The sequence below is a fragment of the Dyella japonica genome, assembly GCF_040545895.1.
In the GTDB taxonomy this organism is placed as follows: domain Bacteria; phylum Pseudomonadota; class Gammaproteobacteria; order Xanthomonadales; family Rhodanobacteraceae; genus Dyella; species Dyella japonica_D.
The window spans coordinates 635143-653605 of sequence record NZ_JBEPMU010000002.1; the positions used below are offsets into that span (position 1 = coordinate 635143).

Annotated in this window: 13 protein-coding genes; 8 read left to right on the top strand and 5 right to left on the bottom strand. The window is 64.9% G+C overall.

What is annotated here, in order from left to right; genetic code table 11:
• Window positions 1-8 precede the first annotated feature (8 nt).
• Entirely contained in the window at window positions 9-1160 is a 1152-nt protein-coding gene (locus ABIC75_RS09520; protein WP_354013586.1) for a DUF819 family protein, read from the bottom strand.
• Between the two features lie 166 nt (window positions 1161-1326).
• Here ABIC75_RS09520 and ABIC75_RS09525 point away from each other — a divergent pair, with 166 nt between their 5' ends.
• The 7 genes from ABIC75_RS09525 (at window position 1327) to ABIC75_RS09555 (ending at window position 11723) form a co-directional block, all read left to right on the top strand.
• On the top strand, window positions 1327-2796 hold the full coding sequence (locus tag ABIC75_RS09525) for a transglutaminase-like domain-containing protein (RefSeq protein ID WP_436407902.1): 1470 nt from the start codon (window positions 1327-1329) through the stop codon (window positions 2794-2796).
• A gap of 44 nt (window positions 2797-2840) precedes the next feature.
• Window positions 2841-5843 (top strand): TonB-dependent receptor, encoded by a 3003-nt coding sequence (locus ABIC75_RS09530; RefSeq protein WP_354013587.1) that lies wholly within the window; start codon window positions 2841-2843, stop codon window positions 5841-5843.
• Between the two features lie 62 nt (window positions 5844-5905).
• A complete protein-coding gene (lysA, locus tag ABIC75_RS09535) occupies window positions 5906-7171 on the top strand; it encodes a diaminopimelate decarboxylase (RefSeq protein WP_354013588.1) in 1266 nt (421 codons plus the stop codon).
• Window positions 7168-8385 (top strand): dipeptidase, encoded by a 1218-nt coding sequence (locus tag ABIC75_RS09540; RefSeq protein ID WP_354013589.1) that lies wholly within the window; start codon window positions 7168-7170, stop codon window positions 8383-8385. Before lysA ends, ABIC75_RS09540 begins: the two co-directional genes overlap by 4 nt.
• Window positions 8386-8389: 4 nt before the next feature.
• Window positions 8390-9928, top strand: a complete 1539-nt coding sequence (locus tag ABIC75_RS09545) for a serine hydrolase (protein WP_354013590.1) — start codon at window positions 8390-8392, stop codon at window positions 9926-9928.
• A gap of 25 nt (window positions 9929-9953) precedes the next feature.
• On the top strand, window positions 9954-10640 hold the full coding sequence (locus ABIC75_RS09550) for a M15 family metallopeptidase (RefSeq protein WP_354013744.1): 687 nt from the start codon (window positions 9954-9956) through the stop codon (window positions 10638-10640).
• Between the two features lie 27 nt (window positions 10641-10667).
• Window positions 10668-11723 (top strand): serine hydrolase domain-containing protein, encoded by a 1056-nt coding sequence (locus tag ABIC75_RS09555; RefSeq protein ID WP_436407903.1) that lies wholly within the window; start codon window positions 10668-10670, stop codon window positions 11721-11723.
• Window positions 11724-11777: 54 nt separating this feature from the next.
• Here the strand turns inward: ABIC75_RS09555 and ABIC75_RS09560 are convergent, their stop codons facing one another.
• From ABIC75_RS09560 to trpE, 3 genes are all read right to left on the bottom strand, one after another.
• Window positions 11778-12461, bottom strand: a complete 684-nt coding sequence (locus ABIC75_RS09560; protein ID WP_354013591.1) for a hypothetical protein — start codon at window positions 12459-12461, stop codon at window positions 11778-11780.
• Between the two features lie 217 nt (window positions 12462-12678).
• Window positions 12679-13386, bottom strand: a complete 708-nt coding sequence (locus ABIC75_RS09565; RefSeq protein ID WP_354013592.1) for a hypothetical protein — start codon at window positions 13384-13386, stop codon at window positions 12679-12681.
• A 2-nt stretch (window positions 13387-13388) separates the two neighbouring features.
• Window positions 13389-14864, bottom strand: coding sequence for an anthranilate synthase component I (trpE, locus tag ABIC75_RS09570; RefSeq protein WP_354013593.1), 1476 nt, complete (start codon window positions 14862-14864; stop codon window positions 13389-13391).
• A 185-nt stretch (window positions 14865-15049) separates the two neighbouring features.
• Between trpE and ABIC75_RS09575 the strand changes: the two genes are divergently transcribed.
• Window positions 15050-16249, top strand: a complete 1200-nt coding sequence (locus ABIC75_RS09575) for a hypothetical protein (RefSeq protein ID WP_354013594.1) — start codon at window positions 15050-15052, stop codon at window positions 16247-16249.
• Between the two features lie 179 nt (window positions 16250-16428).
• Here ABIC75_RS09575 and ABIC75_RS09580 read toward each other — a convergent pair whose 3' ends face one another.
• A complete protein-coding gene (locus ABIC75_RS09580; RefSeq protein ID WP_354013595.1) occupies window positions 16429-18441 on the bottom strand; it encodes an ATP-binding protein in 2013 nt (670 codons plus the stop codon).
• Between the last annotated feature and the right edge of the window lie 22 nt (window positions 18442-18463).

Genomic DNA, 18463 nt, shown 5'->3' on the forward strand with positions numbered 1-18463 from the left:
GCTGATTCCTATGCAATGGCCAGCGACGACATCACGGACGCCACCAGCAAACCGAACCCGGTACCGAGGATATAGCCGAGCAGCGCCAGCAGGATGCCCACCGGCACCAGCGAGCGCGAATAGCTGGCGGCAAGTATGGGCGTGGCGGCCACGCCGCCGACACAGGCCAGCGAGGAAATGCCGCAGAGGTAAAGGTCGAAATGGAACACGCGCGCGGCCAGCGCCAGCAGCACGGCGTGGATGGCGATGATGCAGACGCCGCACACCAGGTAGATCGGCGCCGAACCGATCCCGTCGAAATTGCTTTGCGAGGCCAGGATGGCCACCACGCTGATCAGCATGGCGCTGGAGATGGTGCTGGCGCCAGCAAAACGCGCCAGCGGCGTGTGTGCGGCAACCAGCCCGAAAGCGGTGGCCAGCATGATCGTCCAGGTGGTGGGCGACACCATGTCCGACACGGGCAGATGGCCCGCAAGCCACGCGGATGCTGCGCCGACCAGCAAGGCCATGCCCAGCCACAGCAGCACGTTCTCCGACGTGGTCGGACCATGGCTGCGGGTTTCCTCCACCACCATGTCGGCGCTGGAGGTGGCGCGCGTCCAGCGATTGAACTGCGTTGCCACGCGGCCAAGCCCGAACAGCACCACCACCCACATCGAATAGCACAGCGCGTCCGTAAGCAGCGAAAACGCCAGCAGGCGGTCGGGCATGCCGATGGCTTGCTTCACCGCCACCATGTTGGCGGTGCCGCCGATCCAACTGCCGGAGAGTGCCGCCAGCGGTTGCCAGGCATCACCCCTCAGCCAGCCGCGGAAGATCAGGAAGGTGCCCACGAAGGCAATGAACAGGCACACCACGGTGACGAAGAACACCGCAAGGACGCGCGGCCCCAGGCGGTAAATCGCACGCAGGTCGCAATTGATCATCAGCAGGAACAGCAGCGCCGGCACCAGGTGCTCGATCAGCATGCCCTGCGTGGCGCGGATCTCCGCGTTGACCTGCCACAAGCCCGTGACCGCCAGCGCTGTCACCAGCAGGTAGGTCAGCACGATGGGCGGCAGGACCTCGAAGAAACGCCAGTGGAAGCGCCGTTCCAGGGCAGGAAACAGGCCCGCTGCCAGCAACATCACAGCGAGATAAGGCCAGGCCGTATGGATCATGCGTCCCCTTTGAGTCCCCGATCGCACCCGCCCTTGGAATATCTGATTCGGGCGGAATTACATCGAAGCATAAATTATTGACCGTCGATTGCAAGCGTGCTACACAGCGGCTTCGCTTTTTCTTACGGGGAAGTGGCAGGTGCAGACGGTTCGACCCATCTCATCCTTGCGACGTCGGCGATATTCGCTGGCGACAACGCTTGCCTGCCTGCTTGCCACCGGCATTGCATCGGCCGCCACCCCATCCCCCGTGCAGCATGCCACCGCGCTCATCGACGCGGGGCAATTCACTTCGGCCCAAGCCGATATCACGCAGGCACTCGCCCAGCCGGGACTGTCGCCGGACGCACGCGAAGCGCTGCTGTTCCAGCGCGAACGCATGCGCCGCATCCTGCTCGACTTCACGCTCGATGCCAATGCCGCCAAAGCGAAGCTGCGCAAGCAGATTCCCGACCTCACCGATGCCGAATTCACGCGCTGGGACAGCCAGGGCCTGATCGAACACCAGGTGATCGACGGCCGCACGCTCTATTTCAAGCGAGCGCCCGGCAACCTGTTCCTGCTCAGCAAGGAAGCCGCTGCGCAACGCGCCCATCCGGCGCCATCGAACGACGATCCCATGGAAACGCTCAACGATCACCATCGCGAGGCGCGACGCAAGGCCCTCGCCACGCATCGCAGCAGCGTCACGCCCAACCATGTGCGTGTCACCGAAACGGTCACCGTGAATGCCGATGCCGTGCCCGCCGGGGAAACGATACGCGCGTGGCTGCCCTTCCCGCGCGAACTGCCGGGCCAGCAGGAAGGCGTGCGCCTGGTCGACAGCCAGCCTGCAGGCGCGCAGGTCGCACCAGCAAGCACCATGCAGCGCACCGCTTATCTGGAAAAGAAAGCGCAAGCCGGTAAGCCCACCACGTTTGCCGTCACCTACGAACTGACCATCCACGCGCAGTACCACGACATCGACGCGGCGAAAGTGGTGCCGGCCAGGATCACGCCGGAACTCGCGCCCTTCATTGCCGAGCGCGCGCCACACATCGTGTTCACCGACGACTTGCGCGCGTTCTCGCACAAGGTGGTGGGCGACGAAACCAATCCGTACCGCATCGCGCAGAAGCTGTTCGCCGCGGTGGACCAGATTCCCTGGGCCGGTGCGCGCGAATATTCCACCATCAGCAATCTCAGCGACTACACGCTGCACGCCGGCCATGGCGATTGTGGCGAGCAGACCATGCTGCTCATCGCGTTGCTGCGCCTCAACGGCATTCCGGCGCGTTGGCAATCGGGCTTCATCTTCTCCGACGGCACGTACAACAACATCCACGACTGGGGCCAGTTGTATCTCGCGCCCTACGGCTGGGTGCCGATGGACGTGACCTTCGGGCAGCTGCATCCGGCGCAGGGCGATGACCCGGCACTGCAGTGGTTCTACCTCGGTGGGCTCGATGCCTACCGCATCGCCTTCAACAGCGATTTCAGCCAACCCCTCGTGCCACGCAAGCAGTTCTTCCGCTCGGAGACGGTGGACTCGCAGCGCGGCGAACTCGAGTGGCGCGGCGGCAACTTGTACTTCGACACCTGGAATTACGACTTCACATGGCAGCTCCTGCCGGCCTCTGAGCGCTCGGACAGATAGGCGGTCTTTACATCAACGACGACAGAACCGGGGGAGACGGGGATATGGTCAGTCGTACTTTTCGCAGGACCATGCTGTGCATGGCGCTGGGCATGGGCATCGCGTCCATGGCGGCTCCTTGCGCACACGCAGGCAACAACGACGGTACCGTGGTCGGTCACACCGAAGCCGGTGCCGTCATCACGATCAGCAATGCGGCGACGGGCTTCACCCGTTCGGTCACGGCCGACGACAAGGGCAATTACCGCATTCCTTTCCTGGCCGTGGGCAATTACACGCTCTCCGTCGCCAAGGACGGCAAGACGCTGACCGAGCCCACCGCCGTGACGGTGACGCTGGGCAACGCGACCACGGTGAATTTGGGCGCCAGCAACGCCACCAACCTCTCGGCGGTGAACGTCACCGGCACGTCGATCATCACGGCCGTGGACGTCACCTCGACCGAATCGGCCACCAACATCTCGCGCGAGGAACTGCGCCGCCTGCCGGTGGACCAGAACATCGCCGCCGTCGCCACGCTCGCACCGGGCGTGGTGAAAGGCGCCTCGTCGTTCGGCGGCCTGAGTTTCGGCGGTTCGTCGGTGGCGGAGAACGCCATCTACGTCAACGGCCTCAACGTCACCGACTTCTACAACCGCAACGGCTATTCCGAAGCACCGTTCAACTTCTACCAGGAATTCCAGGTGAAGACGGGCGGCTATTCGGTGGAGTTCGGCCGCACCACCGGCGGCGTCATCAATGCCGTGGCGCGCTCGGGCTCCAACGAATTTCATGCGGGCGTGGAACTGACCATGGAGCCGGGCGCATGGCACGCGCAGGCCGAGGACCGCTACGACGCCAACGGCAACCGCTACCTCACGGCCAGCGAAGATCGCGACTCGCTGATGAAGACCAATATCTACGCCTCCGGCCCCATCGTAAAGGACAAGCTGTTCATCTTCGCCATGGCGGAACAGCGCGGCGACAACCCGCGCAACACCAACGACGAGGGCACCACGCTCACCAGCAACAGCTCCAGTCCGGATTTCTGGGGCACCACCATCGACTGGCACATCAACGACAGCAACCTGCTTTCGTTGATGGCCTTCTCCGATAAGAGCAAGAACGTCGGTACGGTCTACAACTACGACTACGACACGCACACCATCGGTGCTAAGACCAACACCATCTACACCGACACGGGCGGCAAGAACTGGGCGCTCACATACACCAACTACCTCACCGACAACCTGTCGATGAAGGTGCTGTATGGCGAGAACCGCCGCGAGTCGTTCAACCGCGCGCTCACCGACCTCGACTGCAACCACGTCGCCGCGGAAACCGCCGTGCCCAAACCCGGCGTGCCGTTGGGCTGCACCACCAACACGGCGGTGGAAAAGCGCAACGACAAGCGCAAGGAAGGTCGCGCCGATTTCGAATGGAAGCTGGAAGACCACCTGCTGCGCTTCGGCTACGACCACGAAGACGACGATTCCGTCTACAGCCGCCACTATCCCGGCCCCGGCGCGATCTACTACAACGTGTATGCCGCCACGCCTGGCTCGACCATTCCCAATCCCAATGGCGGCGGCGTGATTCCGCCGGGATACAACGGCTACGTGCGTGCGCGACGCTACGAGATCGCCGGCAACTTCGACACCACCAACAACGCGTTCTACCTGGAAGACAACTGGCAGGTCACGCCCAACCTGTTGCTCAATGCAGGCATCCGCCGCGATGGCTTCGACAACATGGACGCCGCCGGCCGCAGCTACATCAAGATGGACAACATGTGGGCGCCGCGCTTCGGCTTCTCGTGGGATGTGAAGGGCGACGGCACCACCAAGCTGTACGGCAACCTGGGCCGCTACTACCTGCCGGTGGCCAACGTGATCAACATCAAGCAGGCGGGCGGCCTGCTCGACCAGCGCACCTATTACGCCTTTGGTGGCTGGCAGACGCTCACCGACGCCAACGGCAACAAGTACGCCATCCCCGTCCTCGGGCCGCAGCTCGGCGGCGTGGACACGTCGCAGGGCGACGGCACCGTGCACGACCTGCGTTCGGAAGTGAACAAGGACATGCAGCAGGTCTACCAGGACGAGCTGATCGTGGGCTTCCAGCAGATGCTCAACGACAAGTGGTCGTGGGGCGTCAACGGCACCTACCGCAAGCTGCACAACGCCATCGACGACATGGAGATCAGCGCCACCGGCAAGTGCGGGCCCGACGGCTACATCGGCTGGGTGATGGGCAATCCCGGCAAGAAGAACAAGGTATGGGGCGACACCAACTGCGATGGCACAGCCGACGGCTGGGTCACCGTGGATACATCCAAGGAAGGCTGGGCGATGTACGACGCGGACGGCAACTACCTTGGCCAGCGCGGCTGGGTGAATCCCAAGCGCACGTACACCGCGCTGGAATTCCAGCTCGATCGCGCGTGGGACGACAAGTGGTCGTTCAACGCCTCGTACGTGCTCTCGTGGAACCGCGGCAATGCCGAAGGCCCGGTGAACTCGGACACCAACTTCGACGACACCGGCCGCACCGAGAACTTCGACGATCCGTGGGTGAATTTTGGCGGCGACGGCTACCTGCCCAACGACCGCCGCCACCAGATCAAGCTGCGCGGCACCTATGCCATCACGCCGAACTGGCAGGTGGCGGGTGATGCGAACATCGCGTCGGGCGGCCCCATCACCGGCTTCGGCGTGGGCAATCCGTACGACGCCACCGTGTACCACAGCTACTACATCTGCGTGGCGAACTGCGATGCGGAGCGCTCGGAAGACCGCGTTTACGAATCCTCGCCGCGCGGCAAGTACGGCCGCATGCCGTGGACTTACACGCTGGGTGCCAGCATCACCTACTTGCGCCAGCTCGCCGACATCGGCCAGCTGCGCGTGAAGTTCGCGGTGTACAACCTGCTCAACGAGCAGCGCACCATCCAGGTGGACCAGGATTTGCAGACCACCATTTCCAACAGCACCAGTTCCACGTTCGAGCAACCCTTGCGTTTCCAGTCGCCTCGCTTTGCGCAATTGACCGTTTCCGTGGACTTCTGATTTGTCCCTCCCCACCGGCAGCCTGCAGAATGCAGGCTGCCGCTTTTTTTCGAGACTCGAGCATGACCGACGCCCCCGCCTCCGCACACGTCACATGGGACGGTGTCGATCTCCACGCGCTGGCCGAGCGCCTTGGCGCGCCGCTGTATGTCTATTCGGCCAGCCATATCCGCAACCGCATCGCCTCGCTGCAGACGGCCTTGCGCGGCACCGACCATCTGATCTGCTTCGCAGTGAAGGCCAACTCCAACCGTGGCGTGCTCGCCCTCATGCACGAACAGCGCGTGGGCGCCGACATCGTCTCCGCCGGCGAACTGTGGCGCGCGCTGCACGCAGGCGTGCCACCGGAACGCATCGTGTTCTCCGGCGTGGGCAAGAGCGAGGCGGAGATCGCCGAAGCCCTGCGCGTGGGCATCCTGCGCTTCAACGTGGAGTCGCATGACGAACTGCTCCTGCTGCAACGCGTGGCGCTGGCACAAGGCGTGGTGGCGCGTGCGGCCGTGCGCATCAACCCCGATGTGGATGCCCTCACCCACGCCAAGATTTCCACCGGCAAGGCGGAGAACAAGTTCGGCGTGAGCATCGACGAGGCACGCCGTTGGTTCGCGGCGCGCGGCGAACTCAGCCATGTCCAGCTCGACGGCCTGCACGTGCATATCGGTTCGCAGATCCTCAGCCTGGAACCGTTCCGGCAGGCTCTGCAAAGGGTGGCGGCGTTCTGGCGCGAACTGGTCGCGCAAGGCCACCCGATTGCCAGCATCGACGTGGGCGGCGGCCTGGGCGTGTGCTATCGCGAAGGCCACGATCATCCCATCGATGCGGCCGCCTACGTCGCCCTGGTGCGCGAGGCGTTGGCGGGTTTCGAAGGCCGCCTATTGTTCGAACCCGGCCGTTATCTGGTCGGCGAGGCGGGCGTGCTGCTCACGCGCGTCATCCGGCTCAAGCAAGGCGAGGAACGCAGCTTCCTCGTGCTCGACGCCGCCATGAACGACCTGGCCCGGCCGAGCCTGTACGATGCATGGCACGACATCGTGCCGGTATCAGGGGAAGCACGCCCGATGATTACTTACGACATCGTGGGGCCGGTGTGCGAAACCGGCGACACCTTCGCCACGGCACGCGCCCTGCCCGCGTGCGCGCCGGGCGACCTGCTGATGATACTCACCGTTGGCGCGTATGGCGCCTCCATGGCCTCCACCTACAACTCGCGACCGCTCGCCGCCGAAGTGATGGTGGATGCCGGGCGCTACGCTGTGGTGCGGCAACGGCAGTCCTTCGAAGACATGGTCGCCGGCGAACAGCCGGCCAATCACTGGGAGACGGCATGAAGACTTTCGGCTTGTTCGGCGGCGCCATCGCGCTCGCACTTGCGCTCAGCAGCGCTCCCGCCGCGGCGCAGAAGGACCCGCCGATCACGCTCGACACGCACGTGGACATTCCCTTTGCGTACATGCACGAAGCGCGCTTTGACTTCGGCAAGCCCACGCCGATGCAGGTGGACCTGGACAAGATGCGGCGTGGCGGTCTCGATGCCGTGTTCTTCATCGTCTACGTGGACCAGGGCCCGCTGACGCCCGCCGGTTACGCGCACGCCGTGGCCCAGGCGAAGCGCAAGTACGACGACATCGACCTGATGCTGAAGACCTATCCCAACGATATCCGCCTGGCCACCACACCCGAGCAGGTGCGCGCCAACAAGGCCGCGGGCAAGCTCTCGGCCATGATCGGCGTGGAGAATGGCTACTCGTTGGGCCATGACATCAAGAACCTCGACATTGCCTACAAGCGCGGCGCCCGTTACGTCGGCCTCGCGCACATGGGCAACAACGACCTGTGCACCAGTTCGACGCCGGAAGCCGACCTCGGCGACACGCCGCTGCCCGAGTACGGCCTCACCGATTTCGGTCGCGCCGTGGTCAAGCGCGACAACGAGCTCGGCATCATGGTCGACGTGTCGCATTCCTCCGATATCTGCGTGCGCGAGGTGCTGGCCTTGTCCACCGCGCCGGTGATCGCCTCGCATTCGTCCGCGCGCGCACTCGACCCGCATCCGCGCAATCTGTCGGACGATCTGCTGCGCGCCATCGCCGCCAAGGGTGGCGTGATCCAAGCCGTGGCGGTGGGCGAATTCATCAAGCTCGATCCGGCACGCGACATGGCGATCAAGGCGCTGCAGGCCCAGGTGGCGAAGCAGGCCGGCGACAAGAGCTTCGACAGCGAGAAGCATGAGTACCTGCCCGCCTATATCGACGGCATGAAGCGCATCGACGCTGTCTTCCCGCCCGCGACGGTGGACGAGTACGTGGCGCACATCAAGCATATGGTGCAGGTGGCAGGCATCGATCATGTCGGCATCGCCTCGGACTTCGACGGCGGCGGCGGCCTGGGCGGCTGGTCCGATGCCACGCAGACGCGCAACCTCACGGCGGCGCTACGCAAGGCGGGTTTCAGTGACGACGGCATCGCCAAGATCTGGGGCGGCAACCTGCTGCGCGTGTGGGACGACGTGACGAAGCGGGCCACGGCTGGCCATGCGGGCTGAGCGCATGCGGTGGCGATGGCTGGTCGCGACGGGAATTGCCGTTGCCTCCGGTGTCGCCACAGCGGCCACCACGCCATCCGCGAATCAGTTCGATCCCATCGTCGATGCGGTGATGGCGCGCTATCACCTGGCCGGTCTAGCCGTAGGCGTGATCGACCATGGCGAGGTGGTCTACACGCGAACGCTGGGCGAGCGCGTGGCCGGTTCCGGCCAGCCCATCACGCCGGACACGCTGTTCAAGATCGCCTCCAACAGCAAGGCCATGACCTCCGCCCTGCTCGCCCGTCTCGTGCAGGAAGGCAAGCTGCGTTGGGATGCACCGGTGCGGCAGTATCTGCCTGATTTTCGCATGGCCGATCCCTGGGTGACCGAGCATATGCAAGTGGGCGACCTGCTCACGCATCGCAGCGGGCTGCGCGAAGGCGCGGGCGATTTGATGCTATGGCCGGAGCCGAACGACTTCACCCGGCAAGACATCGTGCACGCGCTGGCCTACCTCAAGCCCGCCTACAGCTTTCGCGCCGGCTATGCGTACGACAACCTGCTTTATGTGGTTGCTGGCGAAGTGGCCGCGGCGGCGGGGCATGATCGCTACGATGCGCTGTTGCGTCGCGAAGTGTTCGAGCCGCTCGGGCTCACGCGCTGCCAGATCGGCGCATGGCACCGCGACGCCGTTGGCAACGTGGCCGAACCGCATGCACGCGAGCACGATCGCAACGTCGTGATCAACGCCGACGACGCGGAGATTCCCGACATCACCTCGGCACCGGCCGGTGGTGTGCGCTGCAGCCTCACCGACATGCTCGCCTGGGCGCGCAACTGGCTCGCTCCGACGCCACAACAGTTGCAGTGGTTGACGCCGGGGCAACGACAGATCCTGTGGACGCCCTACACGCCGATGCCGATTTCGGCGCAGAAACGCGCATGGAACGGCACCCACTTCTACGCCTATGGTTACGGCTGGCGCATCGCCGATGTGGATGGCGCGCTCACCGTGTCGCATACCGGCACGCTCTCGGGCATGTATTCAGCGATGGTCCTGCTGCCGGACCGCAAGTCCGGCTTCGTGGTGCTGATCAACAGCGAGGCCGAGGACGCGCGCACCGTGCTGATGGAAGCGCTCACCAAGTCGTTCACGTCGCCCGACGACGCGCACGACGCCAACTGGTACGCAGATCAGCTCGATCGCGCCGCAGCCACCACGCGCGAAGCGAGCAAGCCACCCACTTCACAACCGGCGGCAACGACCGAACTTCGGCAGCAGTTCGGTCGCTGGCGCGATCCGTGGTTTGGCACCATCACGTTGTGCGCGCAAGGCGATGCCGTGCGCTTTGTTGCGGCCAAGTCACCGCGCCTAACCGGCACCGTCATGCGCGCCGGCCAACGCTATCTAGTGCACTGGGATCACGGCGACACCGATGCTTGGCTGAGTTTCCCAAGCGATGCCAAGGGCGCGTTGCACATGAGCAAGGTCGATCCGTCCGCCGACTTCAGCGCCGACTTCGAAGATCTCTCCTTCCATCGGGAGCACGGCTGTGAATAACGCGCATCGCCTTGCCTTCGGGTGCATGCTGTTGGCGCTGACGGCGCTGGTCCACGCCGACGGCACGCCGGCACTGTCACCCGCAACAACCGCGCAACAGGCTGGTCTTGTCGACGTCCGCCAGCTCGCGCCCGACATCACCGAAGACATCAAATACGCCGGCAGCGACAATTTCGTCGGCACGCCGGTCGACGGCTACCTCGCGCCGAAGTGCCTGCTGCTCAAGCCCGCCGCCGAAGCCCTGGCACGTGTGGAACGTGACCTGCGGGCGCAGCATCAACGTCTCAAGCTGTTCGACTGTTATCGGCCGGCGCGCGCCGTGAAGCACTTCGTGCGCTGGGCGGGCGATCTCGCGGACCAGCGAACCAAGGCAACGCACTACCCGAAGCTCGACAAGAGCGCCCTACTCGGCGATTACATCGCGCCGGTCTCGGGCCACAGCCGCGGCGCCACCGTGGACCTCACGCTGATGCAATGCGACGCCGCCGATACGCACTGCACGCCCTTGGACATGGGCACCGACTTCGACTATTTCGGTACGCTCGCCAACACCGACTCACCCGAGGCCAGCGCGACGCAACACGCGAATCGCCAGGTGCTGAAACGGGCGATGGAACGCGAGGGCTTCCGCAACTACGCGATGGAGTGGTGGCACTACACGCTCAACCCTGAGCCCACGCCCGACACCATCTACGACGTACCAGTGCAGTAAGACCATCTTCCAACGAGGTTCAACGCGATGCGCAGGCTCGCTCCGCTGTTCGCCTTTCTTTTTTCTCTGGCCGGCATCGCGCAGGCGAACGATGCCGCCAGCGACGTCGATGCCATGATGTCCCGCTACCAGGGCGATGTGCCCGGCGCGTCGCTGCTGGTGATCAAGGACGGCAAGCCGTTGGTCAGTCGCGGCTACGGCCTGGCCAATCTGGAAACGCAGGAGGCCGCCACGCCGGCCACCAACTATCGACTCGCCTCCGTCACCAAGCAGTTCACGGCCGCGGCCATCCTGCTGCTGGCCGAGCGTGGCACGCTCCATCTCGATGACCATGTGCGTCACTGGATTCCGGAACTGCCGGCAACGCACGAGGCAATCACCATCCGCCAACTGCTCAGCCATGGCGGCGGCCTGATCGATTACGAAGACCTGATGCCCGCGAATGTCACCGATCAGATCAGCGATGCCGATGTGCTGCGCATGCTGGCCGCCGAGCCGAAAAGCTACTTTGCACCCGGCACGTCCTATCGTTACAGCAACGGTGGCTATGTGCTGCTGGGCCTGATCGTGGAACGCGCCTCGAAGCAATCGCTGCCCGACTTCCTGGCGAGGAACATCTTCCAGCCGCTAGGTATGACGCACACGCTACTGTATGTGCGTGGCGGTCCCAACGTGCCGCATCGCGCCTACGGCTACAGCGAGGAAAACGGCCACTGGACCCGCACGGACCAAAGCACCACCAGCGCCACGCGCGGTGACGGCGGCATCTACTCCTCTATCGACGACATGGCGAAGTGGGACGCCGCGTTGTACGACCGCCGCCTGTTGTCGGACGCATCACGCCAACTCGCCTTCGGCATCCAGAACAAGGTGAGCGACGAAGTCGACGTCGATGGCTACGGCTTCGGCTGGCGCATCCACGGCGACGTGCTGTGGCATTCGGGTGAAAGCATGGGCTTTCGCAATGTGATCATCCGTTGGCCCAAGCAGCGTCTCACCGTCGTGCTGCTCAGCAACCGCAACGATCCGGAGCCTTATCGCACGGCGCTGGCCATCGGGCAGCGATTCCTGCACACGCCATAAGCGAAGAGAGCTGGCGTGATAGCCAGCTCCCTTCATTCCATCACAAGCGAATTGTCAGTTGCTGGCGATGCCCGCCTGCTGCAGCGGAACGCAGGCATCGCCTGCGCATTCGATCTGCACGTCGCTGGACGCCGGACACTGCGAACGGAACATGGCGCGCGTGCCATCGACCATCACCACATGGATCGCGCGATCGCACTGGCGGGCCGCCGCCACGTTCTGCGCAGCGTTGAACATGCTCTTGCTCACGCGGCCATCGAGACTAGCCAGGCCATCGGCCGTCGGCGTGGCATAGGTACCGGCCTGCGCGGCGTTTCCGCTCGGATAGGTGGCCACGGCGGCATAGGCCGATGGGAGCACGACCGTGAGCTTGTTCGGGTAGTGATGCGAGGCGCCGTCCGAGAAATCGATGGCGATGCCGATCAAGCCGCCGATGATCAGGTTGCCCCATACCAGGCCGCGAATGCTCGAATCATACGTCTGTTGCGCAACCTGCTTGCCATCCTTCTGGCAGACCACCGACAGATCGTGCGATGAACGGTGCACCGTCGCGGTGCCTGGCGTAAGCACGCGCACTTCGCCCGTGCCATTGCTCAGCCTGCAGTCGGCGCGAATGCTCTGATCGGCCGCACGCGCCTCCACGTGCACCTCCTGATAACGACCACCCACGATCGACGCGCACGCAGAAACGCTCAGGGCGCACGCGACAACCACGCCCTTCTTCCATAAATGCTTCATGTCATTCCCCTGACGTGACCCTGCGCGTTCACCGGATGATCCCCTGGATGTCCGTACCGCAGGAGCTGAAACAGGTGGCGGTGATGCGCATCGCATTCGTGGTGCACGAACGCACTGTCAGACGACAGTTGGACGCAAGACAGTCAGCCCCCCAGTGACTGCGCTGCCGCATTGTTATCGAAGATGCGGCGTAAAGACGAGAGGCGCGATATCTAACTTATGGCCGAGTCTGCGCGGCAGGCGCGAAGGCAAGAACTTGCGACGTGTAACTTTCGATCACCAAACTGAAAGGACGGTTCGATTGATCGAACAACACCGCACGATGTTCGAGCACGTGATGCGGCATCACGAGTGCGGCGCCGGTAGCAGCGGGCAAGCTCGCTGCGTTTTCCCAGCCCTGCGGCAAGGGCGACCACAATAGTTCGGCCGATAGCGTCTGCCGACGGAAGTGCAATGGCTGCACCACCTTGCCGAACGGCGTGTCGGAGGTATCGAGTTCATGGTTCATCGCGTCGGTAAGGCGCGAAGGCACGTACCAGTTGTCGGCTTCGGACAGCACGTGCGGGCCGCAGGCGAGTTGCACGCGGCGATAGCGTAGGGGTTCGTCCGCACCGATCTGCAACTGGGCACGCGCTTCGGACGGCAAAGGCTTGTCTTCGCCCGGCACGCGCTCGGCGATGATCTTTGCTTCGGGCGCGAGGTGATGCGCGCCGCACCAACGCTCCAGCGTCAGCGTGGCGCTTGGGTGGCTGAGCAACTCGGCGTTGAGCGACTGCAGCAGCGCCAGCGCTTCAAGCCGCGAGGTTGCATCATCACGCCACGTCGGCGGCAGCTCGGGCTCGCGCGCATGCAGTGACGAAACCAGCAGACTGCTGCCCAGACCGAGCACGCAGGACCAGGCCGCACCGCGTCGCAGGCCGCGCATGATCACAGGCCCTTGGCCGCCTGGGCCACTGCGCGGAACAGCGCGCGGCCCTTGCTCATCGTCTCTTCCCATTCGGATGCGGGATCGGAGTCGTACACGATGCCCGCGCCGGCCTGGACGTGCAGACGTCCATCCTGGATGACTGCCGTGCGAATGGCGATGGCGGTATCCGCATCGCCCCACCAGCCGATCCAACCGATGGCACCAGCGTAGATGTTGCGCTTGTACGGCTCCAGCTCCTGGATGATCTCCAGCGCGCGGATCTTCGGTGCGCCGCTGAGCGTGCCTGCGGGGAAGGTGGCCTTGAGCACGTCCATGTAGCCGACGTCGGGACGAACGTTGCCCTGCACCTGCGACACGATGTGCATCACATGCGAGTAGCGCTCGACGACGAACGACTCGCTCACTTCCACGCTGCCGGTGTCGCTGATGCGTCCGATGTCGTTGCGGCCCAGGTCGATCAGCATCACGTGCTCGGCGCGTTCCTTCGGATCGGCCAGCAGTTCGGCTTCCAACGCCTGGTCTTCCTCTTCGGTGGCGCCGCGCTTGCGCGTGCCGGCGAGCGGGCGCACCACGACCTTGCCGTCCTTGAGACGAGCGAGGATTTCCGGCGAGGAACCGACGATCTGCGTGTTGCCCAGATCCACGAAGTACATGTACGGCGACGGATTGAGCGCGCGCAACGCGCGGTACACGTCCACCGGCCGTGCGTTGAAACCCACGCTCAGGCGCTGCGAGGGCACCACCTGGAAGATGTCGCCGGCGCGGATGTATTCCTTCGCCCGCTCCACCATCGCCTCGAATTCCTCCTTGGTGAAGGAAGACTTGAAGTCGCTTTCGTCCAGCGCCGTGCTCTGGTTGAGCTGCGGGTACGACACGCCGCTCTGGCGCAGGCGGTACACCAATGCATCGAGACGTCGCTGCGCCTCGGCGTACGCGTGCGGCTTCGACGGGTCGGCGTGCACGATCAGGTAGAGGCGGCCCTTGAGGTTGTCGAAGACGGCCACTTCCTCGGCGAGCATCAGCAGCACGTCGGGCGTGCCCAGTTCGTCGGGGCGATCCCACTGCGCAAGACGCGGCTCGATGTAGCCGATGGTTTCGAAACCGAAATAGCCGACGAGACCGCCCGTAAAGGCGGGCAGCTGCGGCAGGCGCGGCACGTTGTACTGCTTGCGCAGCGTTTCGATCTCGCCCAGCGGGTCGGCCACGTGGCGGCGCTCGGTCACTTCGCCGGCGTCTTCCACTTCCAGCTCGTGGCCGCGCAGGCGATACACGCGCTTGGCCGGCAGGCCGATGATGGAATAGCGGCCCCAGGTGGCGCCCCCCTCGACCGACTCGAACAGGAAGGTGTACGGGCCGTCGGCCAGCTTCAGGTACACCGACAGCGGCGTGTCGAGGTCGGAAAACACCTCGCGCACCAGCGGGATGCGGGTATGACCCTGCGCTGCCAGCGCGTCGAAATCGTCTCGGGAAATCACGTGGGGGATCCGGATGGCCAAGCTTGAACAAGCATTGTAGGGGCACTCAGGCGTCGAACCGAAGGGCCGGCCCATGATTGTCGCCCACGGCATGGGCTTCGGGCCCCGATATCGCTTGTTCGGCCGCGCTGGCGCGCCTACCCTTGGGCAATCGGTGCACGTGGCTGCATCCGCAGGGGAAATCGATGGGTCTGGATCACCGTTGCCTGGTACTTTCCGGTCGCCTGCTCGATGGGCTGGACCCCGCCGTGGTGCATGAACGCATGGCAGCCGCCTTCGGGATGGAGATGGCCGGTTTCCGCGAGCGCGTTTTCTCGCGATCGCCACTGATCATCCGGCGCGGCCTGGACGTCGATGCCGCCGAGGCACAAGCGGCGCAACTTCGCGGCATGGGTGCGGAAGCCGACGTGTGGCCTGATGGCGACCGGCTGATCTGGCTGCGACGCGACAACCAGGTGCGCGGACCTTTGCCGGAAGCGGCGCTGAGCCACTACGCCGAAACCGGCGACCAGTGGTGCCACGACGGCGGCCAGACCTGGTTTGCGTGGGAAGCGGCGGCGGCAGCCGAACCACCACCGCTGCCGTTGGAGGGCGTGGCGCCAGAACATGAAGAGGCGCATTCGTTCGGGGCGTTCCTGCCGGAAGCCAGCGAGCCGGTGTCCCACGAACCGCCGCCGCTGCCTGCATCGACTGCGCCGGCACCAGCTCCAAGCAAGCGGCGCTTTTCCACCGCCGCGGTCTTCGCGGCCCTGTTCGCCGTGCTGGCGCTGCTGTGGCATCCGTTGTCGCCGGTGGCGTTGCTGGTGGCACTGTGTGCGCTGGTCTATCTGTATCCGCGTCCGCTGCTGCGCGGTCGCGCCGTGGCCGTGATCGCTGTGGTGCTCAGTGCCACGGCACTGGTGCTGTGGATGCAAAAACCTGCGGCCGTTCCTGTTGCGCAGCCTTACGTGCCGCGCCCGTTGAAACCATTGTCGCAAAGCGCGCCGGCCACGGTTGCCGCCACGCAATGCATGGCCAAGACGGCCACACCCAAGAACGACGAAGACCGCTTCCTGCTCACGGGTCAGCGCCTGCTCACCGGTCGCGCGCAACGCAAGGGCGACACCTACGTGGCCGAGGCCGCCGTCTCCGTCGACGAGCAATGCCAGCCGAACGCGCTACAGCTCTACGTGTTCCACAACGGCGTGTTCATCGGTACGGCGCTGGATACGGCAACGCATCTTGCGAATACCAAGCTGACCGATTTCGATCTGGTGGACGACCAGCACCTGCGCGTCACGCTGGCCCAGTGCAGCGACAAGCCAGCGAGTTGCGCGGCCACCACGGTGCGCCAGATCGCCGTGTTGCCCGGCGGCGGCGGCTGGACGCTGGGTGAAATGAAGTAGGCGGGAGCGAGTGAAGAGGAGTGAGGAGTGAGAGAGGGCCAAAGATCACGAAATGCTTCCCTCACTTCTCACTTCTCACTTCTCACTTCTCACTTCTCACTTCTCACTTCTCACTTCTCACTTCTCACTCCTCACTTCTCACTTCTCACTCCTCACTTCTTTCCCCTCGACTCATCGCACTAAAGCCGCTGCCGCGGCATGCCGTGCAACTGCAGCGTGAACGCCACGCCGCTGCCGTCTTCCAGGTTGCGCGCCATCGCCATGCCGCCGTGACGTTCGGCCACGAGGCGCACCACGTAGAGACCCAGGCCCAGGTGCGGCGCGTCGCCGGGCGTGGCCTTGTCGCGCAGGCTCACCAGTGAGTCGAACAGTCGTCCCTGCATCGCCGCCGGCAGCGGCGGGCCCTGGTTGGCCAGTTCGATCTCCGCACCATCGTGCGTGGCGCGCAGCGTCAGGCGCAGCCAGCCACCTTCGGGCGTGAAGGACAGGGCGTTGTCGAACAATTTGTCCAAGGCCTGCGCGATCAGTTCCGGTGCGCAGTGCATGGTCATGGACTCATGCGGCAACTCGGTTTCCATGCGGCGCGTGCCGGCCAGCGGGCGGTAAGCGTCGCTGCAGCCACGAACGACCGCGACCAGGTCCACGTCTTCCGGTTCGGCGGCCGCAATGGCGCGTTCCATGCGGCTGGCTTCGCTCATCGCGCGCACCAGCATGCCGAGCCTCGCCACGCCGTCGTGGGCGCGCTGGAGATATGGCGCCGCATCGGGAGGCATCGCGTGTTCGGCCTGCAGCGCGTGTTCCAGGTTGTCGAGCGAGGATTTCACGATCGCCAACGGCGTATTCAATTCGTGGGAAAGCTTGGAGGCGAGCGTGCGCAGGTAATCGGTGTAGCCGCCCACCACCTCGAACAGCCGCTCGAAGCTGCGTGCGAGGTCGCCGATCTCGTCTTCCGATGAGGTCATCGGGAACGGGCCGTCCAGACGTCCATCGTTCAACTGCGCGCGCTCGGCCGCATCACGCAGCCGGCCGAGGCGAATGCTCAAACGCGTGGCGAAGATCAGCAGAATCGCACCCGCCACCAACAACACGCCGAAACTCGTGAGCAGCAAACCGAGCAGCGCACGATTGGCAAGCAATGGCACCGCGCGACTGGCCTGCTCCAGCAACAGCACACCACGCACCTGGCCGTCGCGTTCGATGGGCACGGCGGCGGCCAGCACCACGCTGCCGCGCGCTTCACCTTGTCGCCACAGGGTGGCGGGCTTGCCTTCGCTGGCCTCGCGTACTTCGCTCACGTCCAGGCGCGGGACGTCATCCGTCCACAGTTCCGCATCGTCCACGCGATTGGCCAGCAACGAGCGGTAGACCAGCGAGGCAAACCAGCCCGGCTGATCGCCCGGCGCGGTGGCGGGCGTGGCGAGGCGACCGGTCTGCGCCAGCAGCCAGCCCTGCGGCGCAAGCACGCGCGCCTGCACGCCATCGAGCGCCAGCAAACCCAGTTCCTTGGACAGCGGCTTGGAGTACGTCACCAGCGGGCGACTCTGCACGGCTTCCGGGTCGCCACCCGTGGTTGGATCGAACACGGCCAAGCCGAGAGCATCCAGCCCGGCGCTGCGCGGCACGCGCAGTTCCACGCGGTAACCGCTGCCGTCCTCCTGCCATTGCGCGGTGATGCGCGTGGGCAGCCCGTCCACCGGCGGATCGAGCGGGCGCGCCGTCATCGGGCCCGGCGCCGAACTTGCAAGCAGAAAACGTCGCGACTGGTCGCCTTTGCCGAGGCTCAGTACCAGATGATCGGCACGCAAGGCATTGGGATCATCCGCGTCCGCGCGCGTGCGTTGCGCGCCACGCACGTCGGCATAGAGATAAAGCCAGTCGGCATCTTCGGCGAGCAGCAACTTGCCGCGCTTGTCCAGCGCCTGGCTCCATGGTGTAAGCGGCGCCCAGTCGTCGCCATAACCGTCGACCGTGATGGGATTGGCCGCATCCTGCACGTACCACACCGGGCCGGCCGGCGGCAGCGGCGCATCGGTGACCACCAGGCTGCGCGCCATCGCACGTGCCGATGCCGTGAGTGCCTGCGCCTGCCCTTCGCGCAACAGGGTTTCCATCTGACGCACGTACAACCAGCCTGCCACCGGCAGAGCCAGCGTGCAGAGGGCGACGAGCAGGAGTTTGCGGCGGAGGTTCATGGGGCGACGATACCGAAAGCGC

What these genes read in the sequence shown, in the direction of transcription:
- ABIC75_RS09520 (WP_354013586.1), bottom strand. Translation starts at nt 1,160, where the DNA reads ATGATCCATACGGCCTGGCCTTATCTCGCTGTGATGTTGCTGGCAGCG.
- ABIC75_RS09530 (WP_354013587.1), top strand. Translation starts at nt 2,841, where the DNA reads ATGGTCAGTCGTACTTTTCGCAGGACCATGCTGTGCATGGCGCTGGGC.
- lysA (WP_354013588.1), top strand. Translation starts at nt 5,906, where the DNA reads ATGACCGACGCCCCCGCCTCCGCACACGTCACATGGGACGGTGTCGAT.
- ABIC75_RS09540 (WP_354013589.1), top strand. Translation starts at nt 7,168, where the DNA reads ATGAAGACTTTCGGCTTGTTCGGCGGCGCCATCGCGCTCGCACTTGCG.
- ABIC75_RS09545 (WP_354013590.1), top strand. Translation starts at nt 8,390, where the DNA reads ATGCGGTGGCGATGGCTGGTCGCGACGGGAATTGCCGTTGCCTCCGGT.
- ABIC75_RS09550 (WP_354013744.1), top strand. Translation starts at nt 9,954, where the DNA reads ATGCTGTTGGCGCTGACGGCGCTGGTCCACGCCGACGGCACGCCGGCA.
- ABIC75_RS09555 (WP_436407903.1), top strand. Translation starts at nt 10,668, where the DNA reads ATGCGCAGGCTCGCTCCGCTGTTCGCCTTTCTTTTTTCTCTGGCCGGC.
- ABIC75_RS09560 (WP_354013591.1), bottom strand. Translation starts at nt 12,461, where the DNA reads ATGAAGCATTTATGGAAGAAGGGCGTGGTTGTCGCGTGCGCCCTGAGC.
- ABIC75_RS09565 (WP_354013592.1), bottom strand. Translation starts at nt 13,386, where the DNA reads ATGCGCGGCCTGCGACGCGGTGCGGCCTGGTCCTGCGTGCTCGGTCTG.
- ABIC75_RS09575 (WP_354013594.1), top strand. Translation starts at nt 15,050, where the DNA reads ATGGGTCTGGATCACCGTTGCCTGGTACTTTCCGGTCGCCTGCTCGAT.
- ABIC75_RS09580 (WP_354013595.1), bottom strand. Translation starts at nt 18,441, where the DNA reads ATGAACCTCCGCCGCAAACTCCTGCTCGTCGCCCTCTGCACGCTGGCT.